At 59.1% G+C, this 18,172-nt stretch carries 18 protein-coding genes; 9 read left to right on the top strand and 9 right to left on the bottom strand.

All coding sequences use genetic code 11. From position 1 onward, the window contains the following. Positions 1-67: 67 nt before the first annotated feature. From AB4N33_RS07220 to AB4N33_RS07190, 7 genes are all read right to left on the bottom strand, one after another. Positions 68-1,336, bottom strand: a complete 1,269-nt coding sequence (locus AB4N33_RS07220; RefSeq protein WP_476456838.1) for an MSMEG_0569 family flavin-dependent oxidoreductase — start codon at positions 1,334-1,336, stop codon at positions 68-70. A 49-nt stretch (positions 1,337-1,385) separates the two neighbouring features. Then, positions 1,386-1,721: an MSMEG_0570 family nitrogen starvation response protein gene (locus AB4N33_RS07215; RefSeq protein WP_476456837.1), complete on the bottom strand. Its 336-nt coding sequence runs from the start codon at positions 1,719-1,721 to the stop codon at positions 1,386-1,388. 1 nt (position 1,722) lies between these two features. Next, the gene (locus tag AB4N33_RS07210; protein ID WP_476456836.1) at positions 1,723-2,754 is read right to left on the bottom strand and encodes a sll0787 family AIR synthase-like protein; all 1,032 of its coding nucleotides are present in this window, start codon (positions 2,752-2,754) and stop codon (positions 1,723-1,725) included. Then, positions 2,747-3,307: an MSMEG_0567/Sll0786 family nitrogen starvation N-acetyltransferase gene (locus AB4N33_RS07205; RefSeq protein ID WP_476456835.1), complete on the bottom strand. Its 561-nt coding sequence runs from the start codon at positions 3,305-3,307 to the stop codon at positions 2,747-2,749. Before AB4N33_RS07205 ends, AB4N33_RS07210 begins: the two co-directional genes overlap by 8 nt. A gap of 11 nt (positions 3,308-3,318) precedes the next feature. After that, positions 3,319-4,401, bottom strand: a complete 1,083-nt coding sequence (locus tag AB4N33_RS07200; protein WP_476456834.1) for an MSMEG_0568 family radical SAM protein — start codon at positions 4,399-4,401, stop codon at positions 3,319-3,321. Then, positions 4,388-5,368: a Nit6803 family nitrilase gene (locus AB4N33_RS07195; RefSeq protein ID WP_460141750.1), complete on the bottom strand. Its 981-nt coding sequence runs from the start codon at positions 5,366-5,368 to the stop codon at positions 4,388-4,390. The genes AB4N33_RS07200 and AB4N33_RS07195 overlap by 14 nt, the downstream gene beginning before the upstream one ends. A 103-nt stretch (positions 5,369-5,471) precedes the next feature. Continuing rightward, positions 5,472-5,954: an MSMEG_0572/Sll0783 family nitrogen starvation response protein gene (locus AB4N33_RS07190; protein ID WP_460124982.1), complete on the bottom strand. Its 483-nt coding sequence runs from the start codon at positions 5,952-5,954 to the stop codon at positions 5,472-5,474. 242 nt (positions 5,955-6,196) lie between these two features. On the opposite strand from AB4N33_RS07190, the gene AB4N33_RS07185 reads away from it, so the two are divergent. From AB4N33_RS07185 to AB4N33_RS07170, 4 genes are all read left to right on the top strand, one after another. Beyond that, positions 6,197-8,104, top strand: coding sequence for a sigma 54-interacting transcriptional regulator (locus tag AB4N33_RS07185; RefSeq protein ID WP_476456833.1), 1,908 nt, complete (start codon positions 6,197-6,199; stop codon positions 8,102-8,104). A 142-nt stretch (positions 8,105-8,246) separates the two neighbouring features. Further along, positions 8,247-9,773, top strand: coding sequence for an efflux transporter outer membrane subunit (locus tag AB4N33_RS07180; protein ID WP_476456832.1), 1,527 nt, complete (start codon positions 8,247-8,249; stop codon positions 9,771-9,773). Next, entirely contained in the window at positions 9,766-10,887 is a 1,122-nt protein-coding gene (locus AB4N33_RS07175) for an HlyD family secretion protein (RefSeq protein ID WP_476456831.1), read from the top strand. Before AB4N33_RS07180 ends, AB4N33_RS07175 begins: the two co-directional genes overlap by 8 nt. Beyond that, the gene (locus tag AB4N33_RS07170) at positions 10,877-11,902 is read left to right on the top strand and encodes a DUF2955 domain-containing protein (protein WP_476456830.1); all 1,026 of its coding nucleotides are present in this window, start codon (positions 10,877-10,879) and stop codon (positions 11,900-11,902) included. The genes AB4N33_RS07175 and AB4N33_RS07170 overlap by 11 nt, the downstream gene beginning before the upstream one ends. Here the strand turns inward: AB4N33_RS07170 and AB4N33_RS07165 are convergent. Continuing rightward, the gene (locus AB4N33_RS07165) at positions 11,887-12,336 is read right to left on the bottom strand and encodes a hypothetical protein (RefSeq protein ID WP_476456829.1); all 450 of its coding nucleotides are present in this window, start codon (positions 12,334-12,336) and stop codon (positions 11,887-11,889) included. The two genes, AB4N33_RS07170 and AB4N33_RS07165, sit on opposite strands and share 16 nt — an antisense overlap. Positions 12,337-12,375: 39 nt before the next feature. After that, entirely contained in the window at positions 12,376-13,314 is a 939-nt protein-coding gene (locus AB4N33_RS07160; RefSeq protein ID WP_476456828.1) for a helix-turn-helix domain-containing protein, read from the bottom strand. A 161-nt stretch (positions 13,315-13,475) separates the two neighbouring features. Here AB4N33_RS07160 and AB4N33_RS07155 point away from each other — a divergent pair, with 161 nt between their 5' ends. The 5 genes from AB4N33_RS07155 (at position 13,476) to AB4N33_RS07135 (ending at position 18,094) form a co-directional block, all read left to right on the top strand. Next, positions 13,476-14,834, top strand: a complete 1,359-nt coding sequence (locus tag AB4N33_RS07155; protein ID WP_476456827.1) for a glutamine synthetase family protein — start codon at positions 13,476-13,478, stop codon at positions 14,832-14,834. 112 nt (positions 14,835-14,946) lie between these two features. Further along, the gene (locus AB4N33_RS07150) at positions 14,947-16,035 is read left to right on the top strand and encodes a polyamine ABC transporter substrate-binding protein (protein ID WP_460124960.1); all 1,089 of its coding nucleotides are present in this window, start codon (positions 14,947-14,949) and stop codon (positions 16,033-16,035) included. Next, positions 16,032-17,333, top strand: coding sequence for an NAD(P)/FAD-dependent oxidoreductase (locus tag AB4N33_RS07145; RefSeq protein ID WP_476456826.1), 1,302 nt, complete (start codon positions 16,032-16,034; stop codon positions 17,331-17,333). The genes AB4N33_RS07150 and AB4N33_RS07145 overlap by 4 nt, the downstream gene beginning before the upstream one ends. Positions 17,334-17,643: 310 nt before the next feature. Further along, entirely contained in the window at positions 17,644-17,835 is a 192-nt protein-coding gene (gene relB, locus AB4N33_RS07140; RefSeq protein ID WP_476456825.1) for a type II toxin-antitoxin system RelB family antitoxin, read from the top strand. Continuing rightward, positions 17,825-18,094 (top strand): type II toxin-antitoxin system RelE/ParE family toxin, encoded by a 270-nt coding sequence (locus AB4N33_RS07135; protein WP_476456824.1) that lies wholly within the window; start codon positions 17,825-17,827, stop codon positions 18,092-18,094. The genes relB and AB4N33_RS07135 overlap by 11 nt, the downstream gene beginning before the upstream one ends. Positions 18,095-18,172: the final 78 nt, after the last annotated feature.

Here is an 18,172-nt window from a genome sequence, read left to right as displayed (position 1 = left end):
CACACCTGCAATGAGATGGGCATGGCGCACCACCCAATCCACCTTGCGATGGCGCGCGCCCACTTCTTCAGCTGGCTTTCAATTCAGCAATGCGCTCGACCACATACTCGGCATCACGTGCGACCCCCGAGAAACGCCCGGAACCCCACGTGTAGAGCCAGGGTAATCCGAGAAAATACAAACCTGATTGCGCCGTGACCCCGCGTTGGTGCCCAGGATGGCCACGCCCGTTGAATACTGGAGCCTCCACCCAGCTAAAATCGGGACTAAAGCCTATGCACCATATGATGCAAGAGATGGCTTCGGCTTCAAGGTCCAGTTCACTTCGCTCTTGTTCAGGTGTCCACTTTGGGACGTAACGCTCGCCAGGGGGAGCATCGATCTCGTTCTGCTCAATGTAGTTGTCGATCGAAGTATTTATACGGTTGTACACCGCGTCAGCACTGTCCAGGCTTTCGCCCAAGTTATGGGAAAATTGCAAGCGAGTGCCCTGTAATCCTTCGAGTCGTCCGAATAGCTCCATGCCCTCGCTAGCAAAGCTACGCAGGTCAATATCGCGCCCGCCATCGCGCCCCGTGACGTAGTGGTTGGTGTTATCACGCACACCCTCACGCAAGGGATGAGTGTCGACGCCAATGTCGTAGTAACCCATTTCCGCGAGCCAGTCGACCACGTCTTTGCCGCGGTAAAAGCGCGCACAACGTGGGGCATCACCTACTGCCAGGTAGACCTTACGTCCTGCCAGATGCAGGTCCTCCGCGATTTGGGCTCCCGACTGCCCTGAACCAACCACCAATACATTGCCTGCGGGAAGTGACTGCGGGTTGCGGTACTGTTCAGAATGGAGTTGATGAACACTCGCGGGCAGACGCTCGGCCAATCGCGGAATAATCGGCGTGTGGTAACCGCCTGAGGCCACGACTACCTGATCCGCTGTGAACTCACCTTGCGAGCTATGGATCTCGAATCCACCCGACGCTTTTGGAACTACACGCTGCACAGTAGTGCTCTCGCGCACTGGCGCATTTACTGACTTAACAAAACCGGCGAGGTACTCGTTGATTTCGTCCTTCCTCATGAAGCCATGTGGATCCGCGCCGTTGAAGTCATTGAGGTATGTATAGCCCGGTAAGGCGCATTGCCAGTTGGGTGTAACCAGACTGAAGGCATCCCAGCGCTGGTTACGCCACGAGTGAGTCACACTGTGTTTTTCAAGCACCAGATGGTCAATATCCTGTTGTTGCAGGTAATAGCTTGCAGACAACCCAGCCTGCCCGCCGCCGACGACGATGACGCTGTAGTGTGGAGGTTTGATGGTGGTGAGGTGGCTGGTCATGGGCACTCCGTAACTCGGTGAATATAGGATTAAAGAAACAAACGATGGATCAGAACGAGCCCCAGCCTTCGCGAACAACTCGGCCAGCGCCCTCGGTGCACATACTGAGAATGTCGACCTGCGCAGCTGACGAATCCGTCCGCTCGAGATAGCTGGCCTGCCCCTTGAGCGAACTCAAAGTGTCCATCGCTGAACTGCAATAGAATCCCTTGACCTGTTTGACGCGCTCCGAGGCATTGTTCAGTGCACTTTCGATGCGTTGGAGGAACTCTGGCAGCGGGTAACTTGCGCCCTCCTCCAGGTATTGATAGATCACAGTCGACGGCGAGTAGCCGGTCGCTTCCTTACCATTTGGCCAGCGGATCTTGAAATTGACGGCAGGCATGTCAGTGCTCCTGTTGCGTGCGGTTTAAGGGGGATAGATCGAGATGGGGGTAGCTGAACCCGGTGAAGGCTTGCTCACGCAGGTCCCAAAACTCATCGCACTGCTCACCGAACTGGACGCTTAACGCTCCAGTGGCGTTAACCTCACCGATGCGCTCACAACACACTCCTTCGAAGGCAAATGCGGTCTGCACCTGCGCCCAATTGCGCTCGTCCAGCGTCATCAAAAAGCCGTAACTGGGAAAGACCTGGAGCCAACGAGCCAAATCGGCCTCCACCGGAGATGGGAGCGCCGACAGGTCGATAGTCGCGCCGCAACCGGTGGTTTCCAGAAGCATCAGCAGGCTACCCAGGACCCCAGCGTTACTGATGTCCTTGGCCGCGTGCAGCAACTGCGCATCGGCCAGGCGTGGAAGTACATCGAGCTTGCTGCGAAGGCGTTCGGCGGGTACTCCTTCGAATGCTTTCCAGTAAGCACTGTCGGCATGCCAGTGTCCTTCAAGGTCCACTGCCATGGCGATGACCTGACCCGGTGCCACGTGCAGGGTCGACAGCAAGGTTTGCGCAGTTCCCGTAATCGCCACCGCGAGCGCCGTTGGATTGCCCGTAACGAGGCTGGTATGTCCACCTGCTAGCAGCAAGCCGTAGGCCTCGCATGCCGCACGGATACCCGAGAGGATCTGCTGCGCAGCAGCGTTGTCATGATGCCAGTAGGCATTGACCACTGCTGTCGCGCGCCCACCCATGGCGGTAATATCGCTGACATTGGCCATGACCGCGGACCAGCCGGCAAACCAGGGGGCTGCTTCAACAAAGGCCGGTAACATTCCTTCGATGGCGAGCAATTGGAAGTCAGTGCCACAGGCAATAGCCGCAGTGTCGTCCCCGGGCAATGCGTACAGCTGTTCGCGGGTCAAAGCCCGTTCCTTGTGACCAATCGCCGCTGCGGGTTGTTGGATGGTCTGTTTTGAGAGCATCGCCGGAGTGTTGCGCAAGGCGCGCAATAACGCCGTCAGATCGGAAGCCTCAGTCATGGCGAATGACCTTTTGCGCACGCAATGACACTTGGCGTGGCATCAGGGGGTAGCTGGATAGCTGCGCTTGCATCAAACAATGCGGTTGGCCGAGCAGCTCGAGCGTGTCGAGGGTCTGCCAGTGCAGACTGTGAAAGTAGGCTTCGTTTTGCGCCTGCACCGTGGCCCGGAATACTTCGCAGCCCAGTTCTTTAGCCCGGGACACCGCTTCGTTCACCAGCGCTTTACCGATCATGCTGTGCCGGCGATAGGCCGACGCAACGCACAGGCGCCCGCCAAACCACAACCCAGGTTCAGACTGATAGATTCGTACCGCCCCCACCACTTGATCGGCCATGCCGCAGTTGCCCGCCAAGGCGACGATGGCGATGGCCTGGAAGTCGTGACTGTCCTTGTCCTGTGCCAGCAGTTGTTGTTCGTCCGAAAAAACAGCGCGGCGCAAGGCGAAGTAAGCCTGTTTTTCCCAGTTTTCGCCGGCGGGTTTGACCAGCAGTTCACCGGCACGAAAAGGCTCGAAAGTACTGTCGACTAATGCAAATGCAAGGTTGGCCATGTCGCTTCCTCCTATTCGTGACTCTTCAGGGCTGAACACGCACCACATTTGGCGCAGCCAGCCTTGATCTGTTCGGAATGCAAACCATGGCGACGCAAGCTGGCGCCAATCTGCGGGTAGAGTCGAGCCATCATCGCGCTGTCGGGTTTCGGGTGATGGGCAAGCGGCGTCCCGTCGATGGGCACAAACGGCACTACGAATGGGTACACACCAATCGATGCCAAACGCTCGCTCATTTGGCTGATGGCCGACTCGCTGTCACCTAGGCCCGCGAGAATGTAGGTACTGACCTGCCCCCTGCCAAACACGTCGACCGCTGCGCGGAAGGCCTCGAAATAACGGCTCAGCGGCACTTCGGCCTTGCCTGGCATAATCCGCTGACGAACTTCGTCGGTGACCGCTTCCAAGTGCATGCCAAGGGACACCACACCGCTGTCGGCGAGGCGCTGGAACCAGCGATCATCATCTGGCGGTTCGCACTGTGCCTGGATCGGCAAGTTCACCGCTGCGGTCACGGCCGCCGCCGACTCGCAAAGAATTGCCGCGCCACGGTCCGGGGTTTGGGGGGTGCCCGTGGTCATCACCATGTGCTTGACGCCGTCAAGCTCCACCGCGGCTTTGGCCACTTCCGCCAGTTGCTGCGGACGTTTTCGGGCAATGGTCTTACCTGCCGCTAAAGACTGGCCGATCGCGCAGAACTGGCAAGAAGTGGCCCTATCATTAAAGCGGATGCAATGCTGCAACACCGTTGTCGCCAGTACGTCGCGGCTATGCAGCGTGGCGATCTTCCAGTACGGAGTACCGTCAGCGGTGGTCAATCCGTAAAAATTCGGCACGCCAGGCATCTGCACCTGACCGACCTGAATACCTTCGCGAAAGATAAGCGCCTCGCTGCCGTCACTGCTTGGCTGGGCCTGGTACGGTGAACTTTGCGAAGCTTGATTGAGGATCGGCACCATCAGGGTGCGACTGCCGAGGCTCAGCGCCTTGTGATCCGAAGGGCCTGCGCCCCCTTGGCGCGACAAGCCATTCTGTGCGGCCGGCCAACGCAGGCCTTGAATTTGCAGATCAGCGAGCAATTCATTGGTCTGCATGGACGACCTCCTGCATACCGACACTGCTCGGAACGAAACCGGCGCGCTCATGAACATGCGCAGTTGGCGATCGATCGATTAAGAGGCTGAGCAATTCGGGCCGACTGTAATGCCCAACTGAGTCCATCATGCGTTTACGTTTATCGATCAATGCCAGATCGAGATCAGCAATCACTACACCTTCGCCTGAGCGCAGCGGCTCGCCGAGTAATTTCCCCTCCGGCGAGACGATAGCGGTGAAGCAACCGCCGGAGATCGGACCTGGGCCGCAACCGGTGTCCTGCATAATCTGGCCTTGCTGATCAGCATCCAGCCAAGCAGTGGCATTGACCACAAAGCAGCCGGATTCCAGCGCGTGATGGCGGATGGTGACTTCGATCTGCTCGGCGAAAATGTCCCCCACCAAGGAGCCGGGGAACATCGCTGCGTGGATCTGCTCGCGGTCAGCCATCAAGGCATAACGGGCCAGCGGATTGTAGTGCTCCCAACAGGCCAGCGAGCCGATGCGTCCGACGGCGCTATCAACAGCGCGCAGGCCGGAACCGTCGCCCTGCCCCCAGACCATGCGCTCATGGTAGGTCGGGGTGATTTTGCGGCGATGTTGAATCAGCATGCCATCCGCGTCGAACAGCAATTGGGCATTGTAGATTGTGCCGCCATCGCGCTCATTGACTCCGATGGAGACGACCATTCCTGCTTGCTTGCACGCTTCGCCAATCGCCAGGGTCGCGGCCGATGGCACGGTTACAGATTGATCGAGTAATTTGAGGTGTTGCGCACCCATGGCAAACGCCGGCTGCACGAACGAAAAATAGGGGTAGTACGGCACCACCGTCTCCGGGAACACTGCGAACTGAACGCCTTGCTTGCCGAGGGCAATGATCTCCCGGCAGACCTTTTCCACGGTGCCTTCGCGGCTGTAAAGCACCGGGCTGATCTGTACGGCTGCTGCGCGAATGATGGCCATGATGGGTCCTGGTGTTGAGATGATGTTGTACGATCGTTTCGCGGGCTGGACCTGCTCCTACAAGATGCGGGTGCAGTACTCACATCCTGCAGGAGCAGTAAAGTCAGGCAGTCCAGGTGTCGATGATCATCGCGCCCTCACGGCGCATCAGCAGACGGAGGTCCATCACATCCAGGGGATTGATCGGACGAATGCCTTCGATCAAGGCTTTCTCGGTCTGACCATAGAGGGCTTGCAGGGCAAAACGGCAGGCGTACACCTCACCGCCCTCCTCCATGAATTGCATCAATTGCTTGTTCACTGCCAGATGGCCCGGGAACGCCTCGGCGCCCAGGGTTGGGAAACCGCGTTGCACGCCCAGTTGCACCCCCGGTCCGTACAACAGAACTTTGGTTTCAAAGCCTTTGCGCAACAGACGCTTGGCCTGAAGCATATTGACCAAGCCGATGGAGCCCTCGAAGGCGATGGTGTGGAAGGTGATCAGAACTTTTTCGCCGGGCTCGGCTTTGACGTCCTCGAAGACTTTCTCTTCGTAATTGACCAGGAAGTCGCCGTCTTTGTAATGGGGGATGTCCACGGTTGGCATAGTGTCGCTCTCCAGTTTCTTCTTACTTGAACGTCAGCCATGTCGGCTGCCGGGGTTACAGGAGATAGAGCGAACGCCGTGCCAAAAAATAAAATGATTTTTAGTAGCCTCCTAGGCTATTGATTTATATGGAAATACGAATCTGATCCGCCTTTTAAACACGTATCTGATGCTATCGGATGATCACGGATTCCCGTAGAAATACGAATATTCGTAGGGTTAAAACACGAGAATTCGTAGTCATGACCGAAACTGACTCTCTTAACGGCTGGGCTGATCTGGCGTATTCAGCACGAAATATGGTGTTCGAGCATTGCGCCGAAGCCATTGCGCTGCTCAATCCATTTTCCGACCGGTTGGGCGATCTCAACATCGCTGCTTGCAAGCTGCTTGGCTATCCGCGTCAGGAGTTGTTGGAGCTGCCGGTAAGCAAACTGTTCGGTCATCAACTGGCGGACTTGATCGTATTCACTCAAGCGGTGATGGACAAAGGCCGTGGCTGGACCGAGGAGCTGAGCTGCAACTGCAAAAGTGGCGAGCGCATTGAACTGGAGATTTCCGCAACAACCCTACAGATCAAAGGTGAGCAGCACTTGATTCTCGTGCTCCGCGAAATGAGTCATGAGAAATATCAACGTGATCAGGCTCATACCGAACGTACGATGCGTGGCGGCCTGATTGAGTGGCGCAATATCCTTAACCTGTTCCAGGAATCCGAACGCGACAACCAACTTTTGCTTAGCTCAGTGGGTGATGGCATCTACAGCATCAACAGCGAAGGACTGGCCACTTTCGTCAACCCGGCCGGCGCGCGAATGCTGGGCTGGGAGCCGCAGGACATGATCGGCAAAAACATACACCGCATCCACCATCACACACATGCAGACGGTAGTCATTATCCGGTCGAAGAGTGTCCGATCTACAAAGCCGTGCGCGACGGGGTGGTCCACGAGGGACGCCAAGAAGTCTTCTGGCGTCGAGACGGTAGTTCTCTTCCAGTTGAATTCACCAGCACCCCGGTGATATCCGACGGCCGAATCGTAGGTGCCGTTGTAGTGTTCCGCGACATCACCGAGCGCCGCAGCACCGAAATCCAACTGCAAAGCGCCCTGGAGGAACTCAAGGTGCTCAAGGTTCGCCTCGAAGAGCAAAACGCCTACTTGCAGGAAGAGATTCACATCGAGCATAACTTTCGCGAAATCGTCGGCCAGAGTGAACCGATCAAGAAGATCATTCGCCAGATCGACGTAGTCGCTCCGACCGATGCCAGCGTTTTGATCAATGGTGAATCGGGGACGGGTAAAGAGCTGATCGCCCGTGCCATTCACCAGGCGAGTCGCCGTAACGGGCACCCACTGATTCGGGTCAACTGTGCGGCGATTCCCGCGGAGCTTTTCGAGAGTGAATTCTTCGGCCACATTCGCGGCGCCTTTACCGGTGCTGTACGTGACCGGGTAGGACGCTTCGAGCTGGCGGATGGCGGGACCCTGTTTCTCGATGAAATCGGCGAAATCCCCCTGGAACTGCAAAGCAAACTGTTGCGGGTCTTGCAGGAAGGTCAGTTCGAGCGCGTCGGTGAAGAACGGACACGTAAAGTTGATGTGCGGATCATCGCAGCGACCAACCGCGACTTGCGCCAAGAAGTCGCGGCCAAACACTTTCGCGAAGACCTCTATTTTCGTCTCAACGTTTTCCCGATCCAGTCGCCGGCGCTACGTGACCGTCCCTTGGATATTGCTCCCCTAGCTGCGCACTTTCTCAAACAAACCAGCAAGCGCTTGAACATGCCTGGACGACGCCTCCGTCATTCCGATATCGAGGTACTGCAACGCTACTCTTGGCCGGGCAACATACGTGAATTGCAGAACGTCATTGAGCGAGCCTTGATAACCTCCAATGGTCCAGACCTGAACCTGGATTTTCCAGATGAAACGAAAGCGCCTGCCCAAAGCACTCAGCCTCCATCAGCGTCAAATGCGATTTTGACCGACGCTCAAATGAGGGAATTGGAGCGCAATAATGTTCAGTCGGCCCTCAAGGCCACAGCCGGGAAACTGTTCGGGAAAGGTGGTGCAGCGGAGCTATTAGGGCTCAAACCTACGACATTGGCATCGAGGCTGAAGCGTCTGGACATTAAGCTCGATGGATGAGCCCATAGCGATATGCGGTGGGAACAGGGTGCGGCGCCAAGGCTGACCGCCATCATTCAATTTAACCCGCACGCCCAGTTTGAAGTTGGCAACGCTGCAAGCCGTCTATGCTCCTTTGAACTCAATCCACTGGCGTACACGCATGCATCTGACGCAACTGGGCCGATTGCTTTTGCTGGGTGTGCTGGGCCTGACCGGCTGCGTGCGCCTGGGGCCGGATTTTCAGTCGCCGAAACAACCGTGGATTGAACACTGGAACACTCCTGCCCTTGATCAATCCAGTCAGCACGGCCTTCATCCGGATTTGCAGCGTTGGTGGCAGGTGTTCGGTGACCCGGTGCTGGATCGTTTGATTGCCGACGCCGACGCCAACAATTCCGACCTCAGGATAGCCGGCCTGCGTGTGATGGAAGCCCGGGCGCAGTTGGGTATTGCGCTGAGTGGACGCTATCCACAAGTGCAGCAAGCCAGCGCAGACAGTCTTTACGTCAATCGTCGACAATTCGGGGGCGATAATCCGCAGGACAACCATTTCTGGCAATACAGTGCCGGCTTCGACGTGGGCTGGGAGCTGGATTTCTGGGGACGGTTCAGTCGGGCCATTGAGTCGGCCGACGCCAGTTACTTCGCCGCACAGGCCAACTATGACGACGTGCTGGTGCTGCTGCGGGCTCAGGTAGCGGACACCTATTTCTCCCTGCGTACCACTGAGGCGCGTTTGCGCGTCGCGCAGGCCAACGCCAAGCAACAAAAGCGCAATTTCGAGATCACCGAAAAGCTGTTCAACAGTGGTCAGCAAGCCGAGCTCGATCTGCAGCAAGCCAGGACTCAGTACCTGGGGACCTTGAGCACCATCCCGAGCTTCGAGGATCAGGTGCTGCGCCTGCGCAACGCCCTGGCCGCGTTGATCGGTCAGCCACCGGGGGCGTTGCCGCAGTTGCTTGAAAATCAGGGGCTGATTCCTTTGGTGGATCGCGCCGTGTTGCAGGATGTGCCGGCCAACCTGCTGCTTCGCCGTCCTGATGTGCGCGCCGCCGAGTTGAATGTGGCGGCGCAGTCGGCCTTGATCGGTGTGGCCGAAACCGATTTTTACCCATCGCTGACGTTGCTGGGCAGCATCGTCTGGTCCGCCGATACGCTGAATGGCACGTCGAGGAACCTGGATTTTATCGGCGGGCCTAGCCTGCGCTGGAATCTGTTCGACCATGGCCAGATCAGCAACAACGTGCGAGTCCAGGACGCGCGCTTGCAACAACTGATCGAGGCCTATCGCGACAAAGTGCGACAGGCCGCCCGCGAAGCCGATGATGCAGCCAGCGGTTTGATCAAATCCCTGGAACGCGAACGCATCCTGCGCGAAGCCGAAGTGGCCGCCAAACGCTCGCTGGTGTTGGCGGACGCGCAATACCTGGAAGGCTACTCGGATTTTCAGCGGGTGCTGGATGCCCAACGCGCATTGCTCGAGCAACAGGACAATTATCTGGTCAGCCGCAGCAATGCCGTGAGCAACGTGATTGCCCTGTACAAGGCCCTGGGCGGTGGCTGGTACAGCCCGCAGCCGAAACTCGATGCGGCGACCCGCCAGCAAATGGAGCAACGCACGGACTGGGGGGATTTGCTGGAAGACCCCAGGCCTGCCCAAGTGAAAAAGGTAGAGTCCCATGAGTGAAGCGCCCCCCTCCTCCAAACCTGCCAAGGCACCGGCCGACCCTGCGAAAAAAGGTATCCGCTGGGTGTTGCTGCTGATCCTGCTGAGCCTGGCGTGGTACCTGGCGGCGGACCGCGTTACGCCTTACACGCAGCAGGCGCGGGTCGGTGCCTTTGTGATTCCGGTGGCGGCTGAAGTCGCTGGCCGGGTGGTGCGCGTCAACGTCCGCAACAACCAGGACGTCAAGGCCGGCGACCTGCTGTTCGAAGTGGACCCGCAGCCCTACCAGATTGCCGTCGACCGTGCCCGCGCCGACCTGGAGTCGACGCGACGGCAGATCGGCGCCAGCACGGCCGGCATCGCTTCAGCGCAAGCCAACTTGCGCGCGGCCCAGGCCAATGAGCTCAAGGCTCGCCAGGACAACCAGCGCCTGGAAGCCCTGCATCGAGACGACCCCGGAACCATTTCCGTACGCCTGCTGGAAGTGTCCCGGGCCAACCGCGAACAGGCGGTCAGCCAGGTGGCCGCTGCCCGCGCCGAAGTGCAACGTGCCCAGGAGCAGGAAGGTGGCAGTGCCGAGGACAACGCACTATTGCGCAGCGCCGCCACAGCACTGTCGAAAGCCGAACTGGACCTGGCCAACACGCAGATCCGTGCGCGCTCGGCAGGATTGATCACTGACCTGCGCACTGACGCCGGGCAATTCGCGGCGGTGGGCAGCCCCGTCATGACGCTGATCGCCATCCATGACATGTGGATCAGCGCCGACATGAGCGAGAACAACCTGGGAAGGGTCAAACTCGATACGCCGGTATCGATCGTACTCGATGCGTTGCCCGGTGAAGTGTTCGACGGGCGCGTGCGCAGCATCGGCTACGGCGTCAGCGTGGGCCAACCGACCCAGCCTGGTAGCTTGCCCACGGTGCAGAACAGCCGCGACTGGCTGCGCCCGGCCCAACGTTTTCCGGTGATCATCGAGTTCTCGGAGGACGCGGAGGCGCGTTTGCGTGACAGTCGGGCGATCCGTGCGGGCGGCCAGGCGGAAGTCATGGCGTTTCCGTCCGAAGGCCATCTGTTGAACCCGTTGGGTCGCCTGTTCTTCCGCCTGATGAGCTGGCTGTCGTATGCCTACTGAACGATCGCCTCGGGCCCAGCGCGCACTGCGCCTGGCCACCGGCACGGCGTTGTGCCTGGTGGCGAGCTTTGGCCTGGCGTTGCCGATTCCGTTTCTGGCGCCGGTGCTGGCGTTGGTGCTGCTGGCCAGCGTCAATCGCCCCTTGCCGCTCAAGGCCGGCCTGGCTTTGACGCTCGCCGCGCTGTTGACCACCGGCGTTGGCCTGCTGTTGATCCCAGTCCTGCGTTATTACCCGGTCAGCGGCGTATTGCTGGTGGGCGTCAGTCTGTTCCTGGTGTTTCGTTATGGTTTGCGTGGCGGCAACAATCTGATCGTGACGTTCCTGGTGATCGGCCTGACCATGATACCTGCTGCGGGGGTCGCCGATTTCGACCTGGCGGCAACGGTCATCGGCGCACTGGTCAAGGGCTTGCTGTGGGTCGTGCTGATCGTCGCCGTAAGCCACTGGCTGTTTCCCGACCCGACCAATGCCCCCTCCCCACCCGCTGCCCCGTCGCTGCCGGCCGAAGAAACTGACCGGGTGGCGCTGCGTGCGACGCTGATCGTGATGCCGACCTTTTTGCTGGTCCTGGTGGATCCGGCGAGCTATCTGCCAATCATCCTCAAGGCCGTGAGCCTGGGACAGCAAAGCTCCACCACCGCCCGCAATGCTGGGCGTGAGCTCGTCGGATCGACGTTATTGGGTGGTTTGCTCGCGGTGTTGTTCTGGTGTGCGCTCAGCCTGTTCGTGCATCTCTGGATGTTTTTTCTGTGGATGTTGCTGTTCGGCCTCATCCTGGCGCGCAAGTTGTACGGCTTAAGCCCCGGCCGATTCAGTCCGGGCTTCTGGCTCAATACCTTCATCACCCTGATCATCCTGCTCGGCCAGTCGGTTCAGGACAGCGCGGCAGGCAAGGACGTCTATACCGCGTTCGCGATCCGCATGGGGTTGTTCTTGCTAGTGACATTGTATGCGTGTCTGATGGTTCGCCTGTTGGACCGGCGAGCCACACGACACGCTCACGGATTGACCTGATAGCCCTTGCCTTGCAGACAACTGCTGTAGGCCGTCGCGTTGGCGGTCTCATTGCTGTTGCGCTGAGCTCGCCGGTCCTGGCGCTGGCGCGAACCACCGACCACCATGCCCGCCGCAGCCGTTTGTTTGGCGCGGTCCTGGCGATAGTCCTGCTTGCGGTCGTCGTCGACACGATCATAAACCTCATCGTGCTGGTTGCCGCGTATCTGCGCCGCCGTCGCCCCGGCGGCAGCACCGGCCGCAGCGCCCTTGATACGGCCGCCAGAGGGCGTCGATGAAGGGGTTTGGCCGGCCGCGATGTTCTGGCATTCAGCCATGTCGGTCTGGGTCTGCTGCGAGCTCTGGCCTTTCATGGGGACGACCGACTGGGCAAGTGCCTGGCTGACACCGAGCGAGAGCGCGACACAAAGGCCTAGGGAAGACAACCTGTTCATGATGACCTCCGGGCAATGGGGAGTCATCAAGAGTCTAGATCAGCGTGACGAAGCACTCCGGGCAGGCGACTGACGGCCGCATGTGCGCTTCAGAGTTTCACTCGGAAGCTCCCGAAACAACGCGTGATAACTGCTGGAAAACCGCCCCAGATGCCAGAACGACCACTGCATCGCCACCTCGGCCACCGTGGTTTCCAGCGGTGAGCTGCTGAGCAGTTGGCGACGGGCGCTGTTGAGGCGGCGCAGCCGTAGCCAGTGGGTGGGTGTCATGCCGGTGTAGGCCTTGAATGCATGTTGCAACTGACGCAGTGAAACACCGGCAATCTGCGACAGCTCCAGCAGGTTGAGCGTTTCCTCAGGGGAATCGGCTGCCCATTCGCCGATGCGTTTTATCACTGAGCGCTCTTCAGTGCGACGCTGCAAGCCGCCACGATCCAGGCAGATACAGGCGTTATCGAGGATGTAGAGGCAGTCTTCGAGCAACTGCTGCGTCAGCGCGTCCCTGCTCGGCGGATCAATGATTTGCGCCAGACGGGTCAGGGTTGCGCTGAGCCAGCGACTGAACAGCGCGTTCTGTCCCGAGTTCAGCGGCGCCATGAACAAGCCTTCCAGACGGGACACATTCAGGCCGTGGCGCTGGACAAATTCCGGGCCGAAGACCACGGCGATTTCCTGGTAGTTCTCCGGGGTGATCCAGATGTTGCGGCTCTCTTCATTGAGCACGTACAGCGTGTTGTCGCTGCGATCGAAACAGAACGCCAGGGCCCCTTCGGGAGCGCCGAAATTCTGTTCGACCCGGGTGTTCATGTGTTCTTCGTAGATTTCCACGCCCTGCAGGTCGAGATAGCGCACCCGCCCAGCAAAATGACCCGGCGACATCTGCTGGTAATGCTGCACCCAGCCCGGTGTGGCGCGGATTTGCTCAGCCACGTCGGTGGTATCGAACGCCTGGACCTGTAACGAATTGCACGCTGTCATGGGTGACCTTTCGCACTCTTTTGGTGCGTCTCGGTGCTGCTGAAAGTGGATAGATGGAACCTCGGGGCTCGCCCAAGATAGTCGTCAACGCGTCTCAGGGGAAGTGTGCGGCGGATGAAACCGGCCTCCCCGGCGTTAATAAAACCAATAACGAGGTCTTTATGAATGTCCCTTTCGATCAGTTGCTGACGTGGCTGAAAGATCACAAGATTACCGAAGTCGAGTGCGTCGTCAGCGACCTGACCGGCATTGCACGCGGCAAGATTGCACCGACCAACAAGTTCCTGCATGAGCGAGGCATGCGCCTGCCGGAAAGTGTGCTTTTGCAAACGGTAACCGGGGACTTCGTCGACGACGACATCTACTACGACCTGCTCGACCCGGCGGACATCGACATGGTCTGCAAACCGGTATCCGACGCCGTGTACGTGGTGCCATGGGCGATCGAACCGACGGCCATCGTCATCCACGACACCTTCGACAAGTTTGGCAACCCCATCGAACTGTCACCGCGCAACGTGCTGAAAAAAGTCCTGCAGTTGTACACCGACAAAGGCTGGAAGCCGATCGTCGCCCCGGAAATGGAGTTCTACCTCACCCAGCGCTGCGAAGACCCGGACTTGCCGCTCAAGGCGCCGCTGGGTCGTTCCGGTCGCGCGGAAAGTGGTCGACAGTCGTTTTCCATCGACGCCGCCAACGAGTTCGACCCGTTGTTCGAAGACGTCTACGACTGGTGCGAACTGCAAGGCCTGGACCTCGACACGCTGATCCATGAAGACGGCCCGGCGCAGATGGAAATCAACTTCCGTCACGGCGACGCCCTCGACCTGGCCGACCAGATCACCGTGTTCAAGCGGACGATGCGCGAGGCAGCGCTCAAGCACAACGTGGCGGCAACCTTCATGGCCAAGCCTATTGGCGACGAGCCTGGCAGCGCCATGCACATTCACCAGAGCGTGGTGGACATCATCAGCGGCAAGCCGATCTTCGCCACTGAGGATGGGCAGATGAGCGAGCTGTTCCTGCACTACATCGGCGGTTTGCAGAAATACATCCCCAAAGTGCTGCCGATGTTCGCGCCCAACGTCAATTCGTTCCGCCGCTTCCTGCCAGACACCTCGGCGCCGGTGAACGTCGAATGGGGTGAAGAAAACCGCACTGTCGGCCTGCGCGTGCCGACCTCCAGCCCTGAAGCGATGCGCGTGGAAAACCGCCTGCCGGGCGCCGACGCCAACCCTTATCTGGCGATTGCCGCCAGCCTGCTGTGCGGCTACATCGGCATGGTCGAGGGCATCGCGCCGAGCGCTGCCGTAGAGGGCCGGGCCTACGAACGCCGCAACCTGCGGTTGCCGATCACCATCGAGGAAGCGTTGACCCAGATGGAGGAATGCACGGCCATCGAGCGCTATCTGGGCAGCAAGTTCATTCGTGGTTATGTCGCGGTCAAGCGCGCCGAACACGAGAACTTCAAGCGGGTGATCAGCTCGTGGGAGCGGGAGTTTTTACTGCTTAGTGTCTGACACACCGCCCCTTCTTCAGTGGGAGCGAGCAAGTCGGATCGCCGCACCGCCGCTCCCACATGGGGTAAGCGAACACCAAACAATCTCAACAACTCCAACAAGAGGTGTCGAAATGCGTCTACTCAAATCCTTCCTCCCCACCGCCCTGGTGGTAGCGTTCAGTACCCTGGCCCACGCCGAGCCCACCGTCAGCGTCTACAACTGGACCGATTACATTGGCGAAACCACCCTCACCGACTTCCAGGCGAAAACCGGGATCAAGGTGATCTATGACGTTTTCGATTCCAACGAAACCCTGGAAGGCAAGCTGCTCGCCGGCCGCACCGGCTATGACGTCGTCGTGCCGTCCAACCACTTTCTCGGTCGCCAGGTGAAGGCCGGCGCGTTCCTAAAACTGGATCGTGAACAACTGCCGAACTTCAAGAATCTCGACCCGAAACTGTTGAAGTTGCTGGAGCAGAACGACCCGGGCAACCAGCACTCCGTTCCGTATCTGTGGGGCACCAACGGTATCGGCTACAACGTGGACAAGGTCAAACAGGTGCTGGGCATCGACCACATCGACTCCTGGGCCGTGCTGTTCGAGCCGGAAAACATCAAGAAGCTCAGCCAGTGCGGCGTGTCGATGATGGACTCGCCGGATGAAGTGTTCCCGGCCGTCCTCAATTACATGGGCATGGACCCACGCAGTGAAAAGGCCGACGACTATAAAAAGGCCGAAGCCAAGCTGCTGAGCATCCGTCCCTATGTGACCTACTTTCACTCCTCCAAATACGTGTCGGACCTGGCCAACGGTGATATCTGCGTGGCCTTCGGTTATTCCGGCGATGTATTCCAGGCCGCCAACCGCGCCAAGGAAGCCGGTAATGGTGTGAACATCGCCTACGCCATTCCCAAGGAAGGCAGTAACCTGTGGTTCGACCTGCTGGCGATTCCCGCCGATGCCAGTAACCCCAAAGAAGCCCACGCCTTCATCAATTACCTGCTAGACCCGCAAGTAATCGCCAAGGTCAGTGCCTCGGTCGGCTACGCCAACCCGAACCCGGCGGCCAAGCAGTACATGGACGCCGAGCTTGTGAACAACCCCGAGGTTTACCCGCCTCAGGACGTTCTCGACAAGCTGTACATCTCCACCACTCCGCCCCAGTCGATCATGCGCTTGATGACCCGCTCCTGGAGCAAAGTGAAGTCGAACAAATGAATCAGTACACCCAAGAACATGCCCGCTCCTACTATGCCGCCTCGGCCAACGGACTGGCACCCTTCCCTGCCGTGTCTGGAGACCTGACGGCGGACGTCTGTGTGATTGGCGGCGGGTTTACCGGGGTCAACACCGCCATCGAACTGGCGCAGCGCGGGCTCTCGGTGATCCTGCTGGAAGCCCGGCGCATTGGTTGGGGCGCCAGCGGGCGTAATGGAGGGCAGTTGATTCGCGGCATTGGTCATGATGTCAGTGGTTTTGCCAAACATGTCGGCGTTGAAGGCGTGCGTTACATGGAGCGCGCCGGGGTCGAATCGGTGCAGTTGGTGGGTCAGCGCATCCGTGAGCACGACATCGAATGCGACCTGCGCTGGGGATTTTGCGAACTGGCCAACACCCCGGCCCAGTTCGCTGCGTTCAAGACCGAGCAGCAACACCTGATCGAAAGCGGTTACGCCCACGAAACCCGACTGGTCGGCCCCGAGCAGATCCGCGAACAAGTGGTCAACTCCGGGGTGTACGCAGGAGGCCTGGTTGACATGGGCTCCGGGCATTTGCACCCCTTGAACCTGGTGCTCGGCGAAGCGCGCGTGGCGCAAAACCTCGGGGTGAAGATTTTCGAGCAGAGCCCGGTCCTGGAACTGATCCATGGCAGCACCGTGCAGATACGCTGCGCCTCCGGCACCGTACGCGCCGGTAGCCTCGTACTGGCATGCAACGCACATCTGGACGAACTGGAGCCCAAACTCAGCGGCAAAGTATTGCCCGCCGGCAGCTACATTATCGCCACAGAGCCCCTGGCGCCGGACGTCGCGGCCAATCTGATCCCGCAGAACCTGGCGTTGTGCGACCAGAAAGTCGGCCTGGATTATTACCGGCTCTCGTCCGACCGGCGTTTACTGTTCGGCGGCGCCTGCCATTATTCCGGGCGCGATCCGGCGGACATCGCCGCCTACATGCGTCCGCAGATGCTCAAGGTGTTCCCGCAACTGGCCGACGTGCGTATCGACTATCAATGGGGCGGCAAGATCGGCATCACCGCCAATCGCTTCCCGCAGGTGGGTCGCTTGCGCCAGCATCCGAACGTGTTCTACGCCCAGGGTTACTCCGGTCATGGCCTGAACGTCACGCACTGGTGCGCGAAGCTGCTGGGTGAAGTGATCCATACAGGTCACAGCCAGGGGTTCGACGTGTTCAGCGCGGTGCCGCACATGACCTTCCCCGGCGGCCCGATGCTGCGCTCCCCCCTGCTGGCCCTCGGCATGCTCTGGTACCGCCTGCGCGAAGTCCTGGGCTGACCCCACTCCTGTAGGAGCGAGCTTGTCGAGGCGTCGAACCGTCGCGATGGTGGCCCAGGCACCGCGGGCCCCCAGACAACCCACTGCGCGGGATGTCAGATTTAACGCGGGATCGGGCACAGCACCAGGAATCGTCCGACATCTTTTTAAGGTTGCCGGTCAGAAACCCGAAGTTTAGCGTGGTGACCTCCTTCAGCGACGGCATCTCATCATGAACGATCTGTGTGAAATACCCACCCGACAGTCAGTGCAACCACGACAAAAAACTCCATCGCGAATAGACTGGCCGGCATCCGATATGGAGGTCTCCATGTGCCCCGAACGACCTACGTTTGATCCTTCGTTCGATAACGAGGAACAGGTGGCCGGCCATGACCGCTGGTTCCGTGCAAAAGTGCAGTCTTCGATAGACGATCCGCGTCCCAATACTCCGCACGATCAGGTAATGGCCGAAGTCCAAGCATTGATTGAGTCCAAGCGTAACAGGAGCGATGCGGATTGAATGGCGGCCCGGAGCTCGGGCTGAATTATTGGAAATACTCGACTACATCAGCGATCACGATATTCAAGCAGCCAACGAGCTGAGCAGAGCCATCGACGCTGCTATCGCAGCACTTTCGCGACACCCCTTCCTGTATCGAACCGGCCGCGTTTCCGGTACTCGGCAAATCGTGGTACATCCCAATTATGTCGTGGTCTACCGCGTAACGGACCAGATAGAAGTCCTGAGCATCCTGCACGCAAGACAGGAATACCCCTGAGTCGGCACCTCGCATTGCGCCTTTCGATTTGCTCAATCGCAAGGCACTTCTATATTGAGGTGGTGCTCTGACTTTCCT

The sequence above is a fragment of the Pseudomonas sp. S1_E05 genome (genome assembly GCF_056337105.1).
This window is presented reverse-complemented; position numbering and strand designations above follow the sequence as displayed.